This window comes from Hymenobacter arizonensis (assembly GCF_900115775.1).
GTDB lineage: Bacteria > Bacteroidota > Bacteroidia > Cytophagales > Hymenobacteraceae > Hymenobacter > Hymenobacter arizonensis.
Map to the genome: position 1 here is coordinate 801,016 of NZ_FOXS01000001.1, position 15,541 is coordinate 816,556.

General features: G+C 59.5%; 13 protein-coding genes. 8 read left to right on the forward strand and 5 right to left on the reverse strand.

Annotated elements, in window-relative coordinates:
• Window positions 1-15: 15 nt before the first annotated feature.
• A complete protein-coding gene (locus BMZ66_RS03360; protein WP_092668947.1) occupies window positions 16-1,584 on the reverse strand; it encodes an NAD(P)/FAD-dependent oxidoreductase in 1,569 nt (522 codons plus the stop codon).
• Between the two features lie 240 nt (window positions 1,585-1,824).
• Between BMZ66_RS03360 and BMZ66_RS03365 the strand changes: the two genes are divergently transcribed.
• Window positions 1,825-3,150 (forward strand): MFS transporter, encoded by a 1,326-nt coding sequence (locus BMZ66_RS03365; protein ID WP_092668949.1) that lies wholly within the window; start codon window positions 1,825-1,827, stop codon window positions 3,148-3,150.
• A gap of 209 nt (window positions 3,151-3,359) precedes the next feature.
• On the opposite strand, the gene BMZ66_RS03370 is transcribed toward BMZ66_RS03365, so the two are convergent.
• Window positions 3,360-3,650 carry a hypothetical protein gene (locus BMZ66_RS03370; protein ID WP_092668951.1) on the reverse strand — a complete coding sequence of 97 codons (291 nt, stop codon included), beginning with the start codon at window positions 3,648-3,650 and terminating at the stop codon, window positions 3,360-3,362.
• Window positions 3,651-3,756: 106 nt separating this feature from the next.
• A complete protein-coding gene (locus BMZ66_RS03375; RefSeq protein WP_092668953.1) occupies window positions 3,757-4,749 on the reverse strand; it encodes a tryptophan 2,3-dioxygenase family protein in 993 nt (330 codons plus the stop codon).
• A gap of 274 nt (window positions 4,750-5,023) precedes the next feature.
• Between BMZ66_RS03375 and sdaAB the strand changes: the two genes are divergently transcribed.
• The 7 genes from sdaAB (at window position 5,024) to BMZ66_RS03410 (ending at window position 11,921) form a co-directional block, all read left to right on the forward strand.
• Window positions 5,024-5,704, forward strand: coding sequence for an L-serine ammonia-lyase, iron-sulfur-dependent subunit beta (gene sdaAB / locus BMZ66_RS03380; protein WP_092668955.1), 681 nt, complete (start codon window positions 5,024-5,026; stop codon window positions 5,702-5,704).
• A gap of 73 nt (window positions 5,705-5,777) precedes the next feature.
• A complete protein-coding gene (locus BMZ66_RS03385; RefSeq protein ID WP_092668957.1) occupies window positions 5,778-7,328 on the forward strand; it encodes a TolC family protein in 1,551 nt (516 codons plus the stop codon).
• A 107-nt stretch (window positions 7,329-7,435) separates the two neighbouring features.
• A complete protein-coding gene (locus BMZ66_RS03390) occupies window positions 7,436-8,842 on the forward strand; it encodes an efflux RND transporter periplasmic adaptor subunit (protein ID WP_092668959.1) in 1,407 nt (468 codons plus the stop codon).
• 271 nt (window positions 8,843-9,113) lie between these two features.
• Window positions 9,114-10,103 carry an NAD(P)H-dependent glycerol-3-phosphate dehydrogenase gene (locus BMZ66_RS03395; RefSeq protein WP_092668961.1) on the forward strand — a complete coding sequence of 330 codons (990 nt, stop codon included), beginning with the start codon at window positions 9,114-9,116 and terminating at the stop codon, window positions 10,101-10,103.
• Window positions 10,100-10,528 carry a hypothetical protein gene (locus tag BMZ66_RS03400; RefSeq protein WP_092668963.1) on the forward strand — a complete coding sequence of 143 codons (429 nt, stop codon included), beginning with the start codon at window positions 10,100-10,102 and terminating at the stop codon, window positions 10,526-10,528. The genes BMZ66_RS03395 and BMZ66_RS03400 overlap by 4 nt, the downstream gene beginning before the upstream one ends.
• 28 nt (window positions 10,529-10,556) lie before the next feature.
• On the forward strand, window positions 10,557-11,429 hold the full coding sequence (locus BMZ66_RS03405; RefSeq protein ID WP_092668965.1) for a glycosyltransferase family protein: 873 nt from the start codon (window positions 10,557-10,559) through the stop codon (window positions 11,427-11,429).
• 63 nt (window positions 11,430-11,492) lie between these two features.
• Window positions 11,493-11,921: an EamA family transporter gene (locus tag BMZ66_RS03410; protein ID WP_092668967.1), complete on the forward strand. Its 429-nt coding sequence runs from the start codon at window positions 11,493-11,495 to the stop codon at window positions 11,919-11,921.
• Between the two features lie 50 nt (window positions 11,922-11,971).
• Here the strand turns inward: BMZ66_RS03410 and BMZ66_RS03415 are convergent, their stop codons facing one another.
• Together BMZ66_RS03415 and BMZ66_RS03420 are read right to left on the reverse strand one after the other, a co-directional pair.
• Complete coding sequence (locus BMZ66_RS03415) at window positions 11,972-13,801, reverse strand: hypothetical protein (protein ID WP_143080037.1); 1,830 nt, start codon at window positions 13,799-13,801, stop codon at window positions 11,972-11,974.
• Window positions 13,802-13,902: 101 nt separating this feature from the next.
• Window positions 13,903-15,243 carry a hypothetical protein gene (locus tag BMZ66_RS03420; protein ID WP_143080038.1) on the reverse strand — a complete coding sequence of 447 codons (1,341 nt, stop codon included), beginning with the start codon at window positions 15,241-15,243 and terminating at the stop codon, window positions 13,903-13,905.
• Window positions 15,244-15,541: the final 298 nt, after the last annotated feature.

The following is a 15,541-nucleotide window of genomic DNA, read 5'->3' on the forward strand; positions in this document are numbered from 1 at the left end:
GGTAAAAGCCCGGCGCTAATTCCGGATAGCCAGCACTGCTTCCGCGCAGCGTTCACCGTCCATGGCCGCCGACACGATGCCGCCGGCGTAGCCCGCGCCTTCGCCGCAGGGGAAAAGCCCCCGCACCACCGGGTGCTGCAGGGTGACTTTGTCGCGGGGGATGCGCACGGGAGCCGAGGTCCGGCTTTCCACGCCCACAATCTGGGCGGCGTTGGTGGCATAGCCGGGAATCTTGCGGCCGAAGTCGCGGAAGCCCTGGCGCAGGCGCTCGGCCAGTATGGGCCCGAGCACGTCGTCCATGCGGGTTGATACCAGGCCGGGCTGGTAAGAAGTTTCGAGCAGGTCAGTTGAACGCTTGTTCTTGAGAAAGTCGCCCAAGAGCTGCGCCGGGGCCCGCTGGGTGCCGCCCGCCGCGCGGCAGGCCAGCTGCTCAATCTCCTGCTGGAAATACAGGCCGGCCAAGGGCCCGTACTCTTTTACGTTCATGTCGGCCAGCTCCACGGCCGCCACTATGCCGGAGTTGGCAAAGCGAGAGTCGCGCCGGCTCGGCGACATGCCGTTCACCACCACCTCGCCCGGGGCCGTGGCCGCCGGCACTATGAACCCGCCCGGGCACATGCAAAACGAAAACACGCCGCGCTGCTCGCCGCGCACTTCCGTCTGGTGCACCAGCGCATAAGAGGCAGCCGGCAGCAGGCCGCGTTCGGGGCGCCGGTACTGGGCCTGGTCGATGAGGGCCTGCGGGTGTTCTACCCGGACACCCAGGGCAAAGGGCTTGGCCTCGATGAGCACCCCGCGCCGATGCAGCAGCTCGTAGATGTCGCGGGCCGAGTGGCCGGTTGCCAGGATGGTGGCTTCGGCTTCCAGGGCCTCGCCTTTGGCCGTGACTACGCCGCGCAGGTGGTCGCGCTCCAAAATCAAGTCGGTCACGCGCGTGTCGAAGCGCACTTCCCCGCCGGCTTCTATTATGGCTTCGCGCAGGGCCTGCACCACGGCCGGGAGTTTGTTGGTGCCGATGTGCGGGTGGGCGTCTACCAGAATGTCGGGGGTAGCGCCGTGCTGCACCAAGCGACGCAGCACGCGGCCCACATCGCCGCGCTTGGTGGCGCGGGTATAAAGTTTGCCATCGGAATATGTACCGGCCCCGCCTTCACCGAAACAGTAATTAGAATCGGGGTTTACCAATTGCTCTTTATTGATGGCCGCAAGGTCACGGCGCCGGGCGCGTACGTCCAGCCCCCGCTCCAACACTATAGGTTTTAAACCAAGCTCAATGCAGCGCAAGGCCGCGAACAACCCGGCTGGACCAGCTCCAATTATGAGAACCCGGGCCGCATTTCCTTTCACATTTGGATAAATAAACCATGGTCCAAACAGGTCGCTTGGTGCGGGCGTTGTATATACATCGGCACGCAGCCGAACCAAAGGCTGCCGGCCCCGGGCATCAATTGAACGCCGGCGTAAGTGCACAAAATCAGCTTCCCCCGGTTTTAACCCTGCCTGCTGCAATATGGCCTCGTAACGGGATAATTCATCAAAAGCTACTTCTGGAGTTAATAATACCTCCAACTCTTGTTTTAACATTTGTATAATATGAAAGGTGGCTATCCTTTAGGTTGATGTGCTTTCCAGCATCTTGAATTCGCAAAGTTAAGGCCCTTGGTTGTGGCTTAGTTCCCGCATAAAAACTGGCGGGCAACATCAGGTAGGAAGAATGCGTCTGAACCGAAAGGCGCATATACTAAACAGATAAGCTTGGCTTAAATACTAAGTCTGAATCTGGCTCAAGCCTTCAACACGCATTCTTTCCACTCTCTTTGCCGCATGATTTCTCCTCCTTCCGCACGCCCCATTTCTCGCTTGCGTTCCATCGTCAGCGGTTCGATTGGCAACCTGGTAGAGTGGTACGATTGGTATGCCTACTCCGCGTTTGCCCTGTATTTCGCGCCGGTGTTTTTTCCCAAGGGTAGCCCCACGGCACAGCTCCTGAACACGGCGGCCATTTTCGCCGTCGGCTTTCTGATGCGCCCACTCGGAGCCTGGATGCTGGGCGCCTACGCCGACCGGCACGGCCGCAAGGCTGCCCTGCTGCTCTCGGTGCGCCTCATGGCCGGAGGCTCGTTGTTGATTGCCGCCACGCCGGGGTTTGCTCGCATTGGGGTTGCGGCACCGGCCCTGCTGCTACTCGCCCGCTTAATTCAGGGCATCAGCGTGGGAGGCGAGTACGGCACTTCGGCTACTTACCTCAGCGAGATGGCCGGCGCCCGGCACCGCGGGTTCTGGTCCAGCTTTCAGTACCTCACGCTCATGGGCGGGCAGCTGCTGGCCTTGGTGGTGCAGCTGGGATTGCAACGGGTGCTTACGCCCGCCGAGCTTGGCGAGTGGGGCTGGCGCATTCCCTTTGTGATTGGGGCCGTGGCCGCCATTGGAGCCTTATATCTGCGCACGCACATGGGCGAAACCGCCGCCTTTGAAGAGCAGCAGCACGGGCTAGTCGCGGCCCGGGCGGCCGGGGTAGAGCAAGCCCCGGCGCCGCCCGGCCAAATGCGCCGCCTCATGCAGCACCCACGAGCGGTGATGACGGTGGTGGGGCTCACGCTCGGCGGCACCCTGGCCTTTTACACGTTCACCACCTACGCGCAGAAGTTCCTGGTCAACACCTCCGGCTTTACCAAGGAAATGGCCACGTTGATATCCTTTAGCGTGATGGCCGTGGCGCTGCTCTTCCAGCCCTTGCTGGGCGCGCTCTCGGACCGGGTGGGCCGGCGGCCGGTCTTGTTGATGTTTGGCATAGGCGCCACGCTGGGCACGGTGCCACTGCTACGCCTACTGGCCCAAACCCAGGATGCCTGGGTGGCGGCAGGCCTGCTGGTGGCCGCCCTGTTTGTGGTGAGCGGTTATACTTCCATCAGTGCGGTGGTGAAAGCCGAGCTGTTCCCTACGGAAATCCGTGCCCTGGGCGTGGGCCTGCCGTTTGCCCTCACGGTGGCCATCTTCGGTGGCACGGCCGAATACGTTGCCCTTTTCGCGAAAAACCAGGGCGTAGAGGAGTGGTTCTACTGGTATGTCACGGTGTGTTCTTTCCTGTCTCTGCTCGTGTATTGGCGCATGAGCGAAACCCAGAAAAACTCCCGCATGGCGCCGGAGTAGGGCGCAGTTTAATGTGCTTTTATGCGACTATTGAACCGGTGGTGTAGAGACGCCACACTTGGCGTCTCGGCGTGCGCCGTTGGGACGTATCTTCTTAAGAGCCGATTAACGCTAGCTTATAAACTGTTCTAACGCCAAACGTTCAACGCCGAGACGCCAAGTGTGGCGTCTCTACACCGTTCTACAAATTCTTAAGCCAGGGCAAATACTTATTCAGCCTCTTGCTGTGCGCTCAACGCTTGGTCTTCTTTGCCAAAGTTCAGGCCCGTAGTCAACCGGCCCAGGTCTACGTGAGACTTGGCCGTGCTCTCATATACTTGGGCCAACACATCGAGCAGGGGCCGGCTTACTTCAGGCCCGTTACGGGCAATGGTGCTGGTGAGCACGCTGTAGTAGAAAGCCGCGACTGCTTCGGCGTCCCACATGTTGCTGATGTTGTTGTGGAGCGAACGCACACGCTCAAGAGTGGAGTCGATAAATTTTTGGTCGTCTTCGTTCATTGTCGTGAAGTGAGGGGCAGCTAATACAAAAGAGGCAGGCTTCCATACGGATGCCTGCCTCTTTTGTATTAGCTGCGGTGCTTAGCTCCGGAAATTTTGTTGGGCCTTAGCTCTTCACACCTTCTTCCAGCACCTGCTCAACCCAGCCTTTACCCCAGTCTTCGAGCTCCTGCGCGCTCCAGAGCTGCGGGTAGAAAATGCGGCGCTGAAACTTGGGCGGCAGGTAGTTGCGCCAGTTGGTGCCGCCGGTAGCTGCTACGTCGGTGGGGTTGCGCTGCAGGTAGCGCACTGCCGACTTAAAGTGCATGAGGGGCCAGTTGACGTTCACGCTGATGTCGAGCTGACGCATGGCGCGCAGCAGGCGGGGGTGGTTGCGGTCTTCCTCGGGCAGGCGCTGCACCACGGCCCACACGTTGCGGTTGCGGAAGGACTCGGCATGACGCAAGAGGTCGGCGGTATATTTACGCTCAAACTCGATTAGGGTCAGGGCTTTGGCGCCGCTTTCTTCAATGGTCGCGCCGGCTTTCCAGTAAATGCAGCCCAGCATCTGGTCGTAGTCGTGGGCCGAGGCTTCGCCCAACGCCTGGCGCTTGACTTTGTCGGTCAGGTTTTCGAGGCTTGTGCTGGAAATTTCTATCATGCGGTACTGCACCGACTGGAAGCCCGAGGCGGGCATCAGCGCCATGCGGAAGTCCAGAAACTGCTCCTTGTCCATGCCGTCCACCATCACATCGAACGAGTCGATGAGGTTGTCGAAATAGCGGTTGATGCGGCCCAGGCGCAGCACTACTTCGCCCAGGGTGGGGTGGGCTAGGTCGCCAATCTGCTCGTATTCACACAGACAGAGCTTGAAGTACAGCTCCGAAATCTGGTGGTACATGATGAAGATGCGCTCATCGGGCAGGTTCGTGAGCGGGCGCTGCAGGGACAGGAGCGTGTCGAGCTCGATGTAGTCCCAGTAGTTAATGTATTTGGCGTGGTACAGGCCTTCGAGGTAAGCGGCCAGGTCCTGGCCGTCGGGGGCGTATCGTTCCTGAAGGCGTCGGAGCTGGGTGAGTACGGCCGGAGAAAATTCGTCCAGGGTGGGAGGGGTGGACATGAAGGACAGGGGTGAGGTGGGAGGGAAAGGCCTGGGTGGGGCCGCGGCAAATATCGCCAAATTCCTGGCGTTGCAAACCCCTTTTACGGGCCTGCACGAACAATGTGCAACCTTGTAGAGTTAAGCAGCATCTTTGGTTGAATCTAGCCGGCTGCGGGTCCTTCGCTTTGCTCGCCAGGTGTCATTTTAAGTTGTTTCCCGACCAGGCTCAAGCGCTTAGTATGGCTCAGATGCGCTACTTTTAGGCCCCTAACCACTAGCACGGCGCAAGCCTATGGCCGAGAAATCCAGCATTTTTGATATGATTGGCCCTGTGATGATTGGCCCCAGCTCGTCGCACACCGCTGGCGTGGTCCGCATTGCCCGGGCCGCCATCCGCATTCTGGGGGCGGTGCCCACCGAGGCGGTGGTCACTTTCTACAACTCGTTTGCCCGCACCTACGAAGGCCACGGTTCGGACCGCGCCATTGTGGCCGGACTGCTGGGCTACGCGGCCGATGACACCCGCATCCGCACGGCGTTCGACCACGCGTCGGAGGCGGGCTTGAAATACACGTTTCAGAGCGTGGGCAATGCCTCCACCATGCACCCCAATACGATTAAGCTCAACCTGCTCGATGCCCACACCGGGCACCGCGTGGAGGTGATTGGGCAGAGCCGGGGCGGCGGCGTCATCCGCATTGTGGAAGTCGACGGCTTTCCGTCCGACTTTTCGGGCGCGCTGCATACGCTCATCATCGATGCCAACGATGTGCCCGGCTCCATTGCCTTCATTGCCTCGGTGATTGCCCACGACCAATGCAACATTGCCACCATGTTTGTGAGCCGCAAGGGGCGTAACGACGCGGCCAGGCAGTTCATCGAGATGGACAGCCCCATCAAAGAAATAACCCTCACTTACTTGCGCCAGCTAAGCTGGGTGCAGCGCATCACGCACATTCCTACCCTGGAATAGCTATGCTGCGTCGCCCAGCCAACTTCCGCTCACGCTACCTGCCTCTACAAATACACTAAACCTTTTCTGCGAAATGAAACAAGGGAATATTACTACTGCGCTTAGCCAGCGGCCGCTGGCCCTGGCCGGGCTCGTTGGCGCCCTGCTCACGCTAGCCCCGGCCCCGCCAGCCCGGGCCCAGGGCGTGCCCCCAACGGCACTGGGCCAGCAACAAGCCGCCACCGGCCCCTGGACGCTGCAGCGGGCCGTGGACTATGCGCTGAAGAACAACCTCACCGTTCGCCAAAGCGAGCTAACGGCCCAGCAGCAGGAAGCCACGCAGCGGCTCAACCGCGCCGCTCTGCTGCCCACGGCGGGCCTCAACGGCACGCAGGGGTTCAACTTTGGCACCAACCGCGACCCGTTCACCAACCAGTTTCAGCAGCTGAACGTGCGCACCAACAACTTCACGGCCAGCGGGCAGGTGACGTTGTTTTCGGGGTTTCAGCTGCGCAATGCCGTGCGGCAGGGGCAGCTCGATGCCCAGGCCAGCCGCGTCGACATCGACAAAGCCCGCAACGACCTCTCGCTCGACGTGGCTTCGGCCTACCTGCAGCTGCTACTCTCCGAGGAGCTGATTCGAGCGTCGGAAGCCCGCATGAGCACCGTGCGCGAGCAGGTGTCGCGCAGTGAAAAGCTGCTGAAAGCCGGCGCCGTGGCCGAGGGCAACGTGCTCGACAGCCGGGCCCAGCTAGCCGGCGAGGAACGCACCCTGGTGACGGCTCAGAACCAGCGCGACCTGGCCCAGCTCACCTTGGTGCAACTCCTCAACCTGGACCCCGCCACGGCCTCCCAGTTCCGGGTGGAGGTACCGGCCCTGCCCGACCCCACTGCCTTCACCACGACGGCCACCGACGGCCTCGACCCCAATGCCACCTTTGAGCTGGCCCGCCAGAACCTGCCCGAAATCAAGGCGGCCGAGCTGCGCGTGGAAAGTGCCCGCCGCGGCATCGACATTGCCCGCGGCGCTTATTACCCGCGCCTGTCCTTGGCTGGTGGTGTGCAAACTGGTTTTTCGTCGGTGCGCACCCAGCAAATCCGCACCTCGACGGGACTCAACCAGGTCGACGTTTTGCAGCGGGACCCTTCCTCGCCCACGGGCTTCTCGCCCTCGCCCTTTGTCCTTCTCACCCCCGCCACTAGCTTCGAGAGCCTGCCCTACAAGTTCTTCGACCAGCTGGCCGACAACCGCGGCGAGTTCGTGCAGCTCAGCCTGAACATTCCCATTCTGAATGGCCTGCAGACCCGCGTGGGCGTGCAGCGGGCCCAGGTCAACATCCAGCAGGCCGAGCTGCGGTCGGAGCAGACCCGCTTGCAGCTGCGCCAGACCATTCAGCAGAGCTACGCTGACGCCGTGGCGGCCCAGCGGCGCTTCGCCGCCAGCTCCCGCCAGGTAGAGGCCCTCAACCTGGCTTTCCGCAACGCCGAGATTCGCTTCAACAACGGCCTGCTCAACGGCACCGATTTTAACATTGCCCGCAACAACCTCACGGCTGCCGAGTCGGACATGATTCAGGCGAAGTATGAGTTTTTCTTCCGGCGCAAAGTGTTGGATTTCTACCAAGGCAAGCCCCTGGCTTTATAAGCGGCAAGCCGTCGGCCCCGGGCTGCGCGCTGTTGGCTTAGGCCAAATCCTCTCATTTTACTTCCTCAACTTCTTGCAGCCTGTAGCTCACAGCCTGCAGCTTACTTATGAAAAATAATCGATTACTGTACATTCTGGGTGGTTTGGTGCTGGTGCTGCTGGTGGGCTACACCGTGGCAAAAAAACAAGGCTGGATTGGCAAGCCTGCTGGCGTAGAAGTGCTGGTGGCCAAAGCCGGCCCGGCCAACATTGTGGAGAAAGTGAGCGCCTCGGGGAAGCTGCAGCCCGAAACAGAAGTGAAAATTTCGCCCGACGTGTCCGGCGAAATCATCGAGCTGTATGTGGAAGAAGGCGACTCGGTGCGCAAAGGCCAGTTGCTACTGCGCATTCGGCCCGACAACTACCAGGCCCAGGTGGCCATGCAAAATGCCCAGGTGGGCACGCAGCGCGCCAACGTGGGCCAGGCCCAGGCCCGCCTGCAGCAGCTGCTGGCCAGCGCCAAGCAAACCGAGCTGACCTACCGCCGTAATGCCTCGCTGTATAAGCAAAAGGTGATTTCGCAGTCCGACTACGAAGCCAGCCAGGCCGCTTACAATGCCTCACAGGAAGAAATAAACAGCGCCCGCCAGCAAATCCGGGCCTCGCAAAGCACCGTGAGCGCCGCCAATGCCTCGCTGGAGGAAGCCCGCCGCAACCTCGACAAAACCACCATCTACGCGCCCGTGAGCGGCACGGTGAGCAAGCTGAACGTGAAGAAAGGCGAGCGGGTGGTAGGCACTACCCAAATGGCCGGCACCGAAATCATGCGCATTGCCAACCTCAACAACATGGAGGTGCGGGTGAACGTGAACGAGAACGACGTAAACAACGTGAGCATCGGCGACTCGGTAGAGGTGGATGTGGACGCCTACAGCAGCCGCGCCGAGAAATTCCAAGGCCTGGTGACCAACATTGCCAACACCGCCAAAGACGCCCTGACTGCCGAGGCCGTGACTGAGTTTGAAGTTCGCATCCGTCTACTGCCTGAAAGCTACCGCCACCTGCAGCGCGTAGTGGCCGGCAAAACAATAGTGCCTTTCCGCCCGGGCATGACGGCTTCGGTCGACATTATTACCGAGCGCAAAGCTGGCGCGCTGAGCGTGCCGCTCGCCGCCGTCACCACCCGTTCCGACTCCGCTTCTCTGAAAAGCGAGAGCAAAGACGGCCCGCGCGTGGGCTCCAACCGGGGCAATGGCACCGCCACGGCAGTAACAGCCGGCGCGCCCAAGCCACAGATTCAGGAAGTGGTGTTTGTAATCAAAGATGGCAAAGCCGTTCTTACGCCCGTGAAAACCGGCATCAGCGACTTCCAGAATATTGAGATACTGAGCGGCGTACCCTCCGGGGCGCAGGTGGTGAGCGGCCCGTTCCGCGCCGTAGCCAAAACGCTCAAGGATGGCGCCCTCGTCGACATTAAAGATGCCAAGAGCCTTAACAAGGAAGCGCTGAAGGAAGAGCCGGAAGAAGGCAAATAGAAAGCGAATACCGAAGCGTGAAAAATCCCCTCTTTCTCCAAAGAGGGGATTTTTTGTTGCGGCTTCTGGGAGCTACTAGCACTCGACGCAGCAGATTTGCTGCTAGCCTGAGCCGCCTGAGCTACTGCGTCCACCGTTGCCCGCGCAACCATGGCGCTGCCGTTGCGCGGGCACCGCCGCTCGTCGTTCTAACCAACATAAAAGTGCCCGGCCGAAAAAGTGGAGAGGGTTTTCGCGTTCTTGCGGCGAATTACTCACCAGCTTTGCTCTCTTGGAAAAAATAGCTATGCTCGGCGGCGGCTCATGGGCCACGGCACTCACCAAAATTCTCAGCGAAAACGGGGCCCGTGTCGATTGGTGGCTGCGCTCGAAAGACGACGTGCAGCACCTGCTGCGCACCCGCCATAACCCGCGCTACCTGTCGGCCGTGCAGTTCGACCTGCACCGCGTGTTCCCCACCACCGACCTGGAAGATGCTGTGGAGGAAGCCGATTGGTTGGTGCTGGCCGTGCCGGCCGCCTTCGTGCAGCCCGTGCTCGACAAGCTGGACCGCGATGCCCTCAAGCATAAGCGGGTTATTTCCGCCATCAAAGGCATGATTCCGGGCAAGAACCAGCTGGTGACGGACTACGTGGCCGACCGTTTTAAGCTGGGTCGCCACCAGCTGGGCGTCATTGCCGGGCCGTGTCATGCCGAGGAAGTGGCCCTGGAAAAGCAGAGCTACCTCACCATCGGCTCGCCCGATTCCGAGCTGGCGCTGGAGTTTTGCGGGCTGCTGCGCAACCGCTACGTGCGCGCCCATCCTGCCGCCGACCTCGACGGCATTGAGTACTGCGCCGTGATGAAAAACATCATTGCCCTCACCGGCGGCGTGGCCCACGGCGTGGGCTACGGCGACAATTTCCTGGCGGTGCTGGTGAGCAACGCGGTGCAGGAGATACGCCGGTTCCTGCAGGCCATCAACCCCCAGCCGCGCGACCTTTCGGCCTCGGCCTACCTCGGCGACCTGCTCGTAACGGCCTACTCACAGTTCTCCCGCAACCGCACCTTTGGCAGCATGGTAGGTCGCGGCTACTCCGTGAAATCAGCGCAGCTGGAGATGAACATGGTAGCCGAGGGCTACTACGCCGTGAAGAGCATTTTTGAGCTTAATAAGAAGCTGAAGGTGCACATGCCCATCACCACGGCCGCCTACCGCGTGCTCTATGAAAAGGTGTCGCCCGTGGTGGAGATGGAGCTTTTGAAAGACCAGCTGAGATGAAAAAGGCTCTACTGCTGCGAGTTGCATATACCAATCTAACACATTGCCTGCGCCTACTTGCAGTTTTTTGCCTGACTGGATTTTTCTATGTACTGTTTCACGAAGAAGCGTCCATTATAACGAAAATATTTGGAGGGTTATTCGCCCCGCTACTATTCGCGCTTTCATTCGGTTTGCTTTTCTGGGTAGGCTTTTTAATCCTGACCCTTGTGCTGGACATTGCCTTATTCTCTCTGAGATTAAAGCCCGCATTAGTTATTATTCTGGAGGCCTTAGTGGTATGTGGGGTTCTGCTTTACTGGGGAATACGCTACGAGTATCCACTTTGGCTAGCATTAGCCGGAATTAATCTGCCTCTCCAAGGGGTGCGTTTAAGAGATATAAAGCGGGTTATTTCAGTTGAAAAAATCAGTCCTTATGCTTAGAACAGCTACAATTAATGACTAAGCTTTTATGAAAGTTGTTGGCTTCACCTTCGTTCGCAACGCCATTACCTACGATTACCCGGTGGTGGAAAGCATCCAATCGTTGCTTCCGCTGTGCGATGAAGTGGTGGTGGCAGTAGGCAAGTCCGATGACGATACCTTGGCTTTAATCAGCAGCATCGACTCGCCTAAAATCCGCATTGTCGAAACCGTGTGGGACAACAGCCTGCGCGAGGGTGGCCGGGTGCTGGCCGTGGAGACCGACAAGGCCCTAGCCGCCGTGCCCGCCGATGCCGATTGGGCCATCTACCTGCAAGCCGATGAGGTGCTGCATGAAGGCGACTACCCGGCCCTGCGCGCAGATATGGCGCGCTGGCACCACGACCCCACCGTAGACGGCTTGCTGCTGAACTACCGGCATTTCTACGCTTCCTACGACTACGTGGGCGATTCCAAGCGCTGGTACCGCCGTGAAATCCGGGTGGTGCGACCGGGCATCGGGGTTTATTCTTACCGCGACGCGCAAGGCTTCCGCAAGGCCAATAATCAGAAGCTGCGCGTGAAGCTAGTGGCCGCCACCGTGCACCACTACGGCTGGGTGAAGCCTCCGGCTGCTATGCAGCGCAAGCAGCAGACGTTTAATAAGCTGTGGCATTCCGACGAGTGGGTGGCCCAGCATGTGGCCGCGGCCGAGGAATTCGATTACAGCCAGATTGATTCGCTGGTACAGTTCCGGGGCCGGCACCCATCTGTGATGGAGGCCCGCATCCGCGCTCAAAACTGGACGTATGCGCACGATATGTCGCGCAATCGCTACGGCTTGAAAGAACAGGTAAAGCAGGCCATTGAGAAGCTGACTGGCTACCGGCTCGGTGAGTATCGAAATTATAAACTCGTTTAGCTCCTGGCATATCCTTGCCAGCTGGTGGGAGGTTGCCTTGTGTAAATAATCAAACCCAAGCCCATGAATTGGCTGCCGCTTGCCCTGCTCACGGCCCTGTGCCTAGCCTTCTACAACTTCTTTATCAAGCTGGCGTCAAACCATGTGTCGCCAGCCGTGGGAGCCGTTGTGCTACAGCTGGTGGCGGCGGCACTGGGGGCGGTGTGGCTGCTGCGCCTGAAGCTGCAGGGACAGCCGCTGGCCGTTTCCAGCAAAGGCCTGACGCTGGCCGTGCTGGCGGGCCTGGGCGTGGGCCTGGCGGAGATACTGACTTTTGTGGTTTTCCAGCGCGGGGTCAATTCATCAGTGGGCACGCCGGTGATAGTAGGTGGCTCAGTGTTGCTCACGGCCGTGCTGGGTCTTGTGTTGCTGCGCGAGATACTTACAGTGCAGCAGGCCGGAGGTCTGCTGCTGATTGTGGCCGGTATTGCGCTCCTGTCGCGCGGTCATTAATCCATCAAACCGCAGGCTGAAGCGTGGTTATGAGACTTGCCATAGCTGGCCTAGTCAGCTAAGTGGTAATAGGGCGGCAGGCCATTGGCATCGGCTAGCGGTGCGGGCGTGGGCACGCGGTAAATATCAACTTCCGGGTTGCGGTAGGCGGGCAGTTGGGTAAACACCGGCTGGAAATAGCCGCGCAGGTTCGGGAAAGCCACCACGTACGAATAGGCTTTGCCGGGCAGGGGACGGCCATCCAACTTCCAGGGCTGACCGGCCCGCTCGGAAAGGAAATACATGCCAAGAAAGATGTAGTGCGTCGGTTCAGGCACCAATACCGGGCCGATGGGTTGGGTAGCTAGCCAAGCAAAAGCCGCATGAAATTGGGCGTTGTTCTGGCTGGGCCGACGGTTGTCGCGCCACAGGCTGGTAAATTGGTAGGTGCACCACAGCAGAAAGGCCAGCCCGAGGGCAGGGCGCAACCAGCGTTTCCCGTGCATGGCCCGTGTTTGCAGCAGCCACTCCACCACCAGGGCCACCAGCACAAACAAGAAAAAGGCTTTGTAGAGCAGCGTGCGCCCGGGAGGAAACACCCGCTGCGAAACCACCATGGCGTAAGGAAACAGCATAAACCAAAGGGTTACCGGGACCAGCCGTTGCCACGGCGTGGCGAGTGCTGGCGGCAACTGTCCTGCCCGGCCCCGGCGCCATAAGTAGGCCACAGCCGCCAGCGTGGCGAGCGTTAGCAAACCACCCACTTTCATCTGGCCAGCCAGAAATCCCTCCGTCTGCCACAGGTACAAGGGCAGGCCCTTCAGAAACTCCGCTATGGGATGGGAGGCTACAAAGCCGTTGGAAAACAACATGGCCGGGCCCGAAATAAACAACAAGGGAGTGTAGAGAAGCAGCGTGCCGGCTACCACGGCCGCGCCGGCTGCTGCCAGCCGGCCTAATCTCCCAAAATGTTGCCACCAGTGCAGCCCTAACCACGTGAAGGCAGAACCGAGTACCATAGCAAATGTGGGCACGGTATAAGTCCCCAGCACCCCCGCGACAACCAGGCCCGTCCAGGCCAGGCGTGGAACTGCATTTCCAGCTTGCAGCGCCAGCGTACAAAAGAACACCACCATTGCCAGCCCGGTCAGCAGCCAGTAGCCCCGTCCAACGGCGGCATGATAAACGCTGAGCTGCGCCAGGCTAAACAGCCCGACAGCCATTATGGCCGGCCAAAACCTGACTTGGTGCCGAAGCAGGCCCACAAACATTAGGGCCGTGGTGGCAGTGGCGGCCAGCACGACGGGCAGGCGCATGGTCCACCAGAAATCTGAGTGCAACTGATAGAACAACCAACTCAGCGTGTTCGAGAACACATGATTGTTTGGGATGGGATAGTAGGAGCTGACAGCGATAAGCCCTTTGCTCACAAAGAGGGTGTAAGAAGCCGCGTCGTCGTACTCCGCGTTCACGGCGGGTGAGCTCAGCATTAGTCGCAGCAACGTGAGCGCTGCCAAGGCGCCGCCTGCCCAGCGTCGCTGGCTCTGGGTCAGGGATGCCCAAGGGGCCCAGAAGCGGGGAGCCGCGCGCAGTTCCCGGCCCCAAGCCGTAAGTTCGGCTCGGCCGCTTTGCCCCAGAGCCAGGGCTCCGAACAGGGCCGCCATCAAAGCTGCCCCGGCTAACATGAGCTGTTTGGCCGTAGCGTATTCAGCCGGTGAGAACAGGCGCGTTCGCCATTTGTAGAATGGGAAAATAGCATCGAGCTGACTGGCCTCGGCCCAGGGTGCGCTGTGTAGCACTATGGCCGCATAGCCGGCGCACAGGGCCAGCAGCCCCGTACTCAAGAGCGCTAGAAATCGATAAGTAATGCGCGGGTTAGCGGGTGAGGTAGCAGTAAGCATAATGGATAGCCAAGTACCGGCCAACGGTTGAAAATGAAGGACAGCGCACAGAATTTACCTGTGAATGCCAGTGCCCTATGTGGCAAAAATCGAAGCTGACACTAATTGCGCTGCGAAGTGCCAAGCATATAAATCTGTACCAAGGCGTCCTGATAAGCCAGGTGGTAGGGCAGGGCCGAGGCCCAAGTGGGTCGAGCAGGTGAGCCCTGGGGCAACAACAGGTAGCGGCTGTCAGGCTCGCGCTTGAAATGGAGGGGCAACGGGTGGCCATCGGTCAGGCCAAAGTGATGAAACATCAGACTATGGTAGGAGCCGCTCAGCAAAACGGCGCCGCGGGGCTGAGTCTGGAGCCACTGGTAAGCATGGGCCACCAGCTCGTTTTGCTCGCGGCTGTTGCGCAGCGAGTCCCAGTTTCTAAGAAGCTCAATTGCCCGCCAACCAGTCAACACCAATAAAAAGGCTATAGGTGCTTTGCTCATCCACTGTCGGGGCCAGCGGTTAGCCAGATGGTCGGCTCCAAGAGCTGCTAGCACAAACAGAAAATAGGTCGTGTACATCAGCGTTCGGCCCGGAAAAAACATGCGCTGTGCCACTGTGAGCGCCACCGGGGTTACCACCATCAGCCATGCTCCCCAGGCCAGCCAATGCTTGGGGAGTAACGCCCGCTGCCGTAGCAACACCAGCGGCGTGAGTGCCAGCAAAATTGCGCTGCAAACCAGCCCCGGCCGAACGGGACCCAGCAACATGGCTGCCGTTTCGTATAGGTGGGCCCGACTTAAGGTCCAAAATTCAGCGAAGGAATGGGGTGCTAGGTAGCGGTTGGTAAGAAGCCGGTCCCAACCCGATACTGCGCCAACCGGCATGTAAAGAACTCCGGCAGTAACTATAATAATGGCTCCAGCACTCAACAGGCTCGCGTAATACCTGGCCCGAGCATGCGCTGGAAACTGCACGCTCACAGCTAGTAACAGTATTCCCAGCGACACCAGCGGTGCTGCAAAAGTTGGAATGGTGTAAAGGCCCACCACGCTGCTCAGAACAAACGTTGCCCAACTAAGCCGCCAATAGTCCGGCTTCGTTGCTATTCCCAACACAGCGAAGAAAGCCAGTTCTATGCACACCATCTGCACAAAATATCCCCGGCCCGACGCAGCATAAAGCACGGTGAGCGTGGAAAAGCCGAAAAGGGCTATGACCAAGCTGGCTACCCGGAAGTTAAGAAACCGGGTTAGCAGCGCATAGCTCAGAGCGGTGCCTGCCGTAGCCACTATTAAAGATGGCAGTCGCATGATAAGCAACACCTTACCTGGCACGACCTTCGCTGCCACCCAGCAAAGAAAATTATAGAAAACGTGGTTGTTCGGGATGGGGTAGAAGCTGGTCACGGCCGCCGCGCCCTGATGAACGAAGGCGTCATATGACGTTATTTCGTCCGGACTCATGGGGTCGAGAAACAGCCAGCCCAGCCGCGCCAGCGAAATAGCCAGTAGCGCTCCCCCTGCTAATATAGATTGAGTTACCGAAAGCTGATTTACCGTGCTTCGTAATGCCATTAAACCCCGGCGTGTTTCCAGGCGCAACCGTCGAAATTCATTCCTATAAGCTGGCTGCAGTAACAGCAGCATAAAGCTTATTGTGCTGCCCGCCAGCAGGATGTTGACTGCAGCCCGGAAGGCTGCGTATCGACTCGGCGTGAGGGAGAGTTGCAAAAAACTGGGCCCATCAGGCACGTATTCGTGG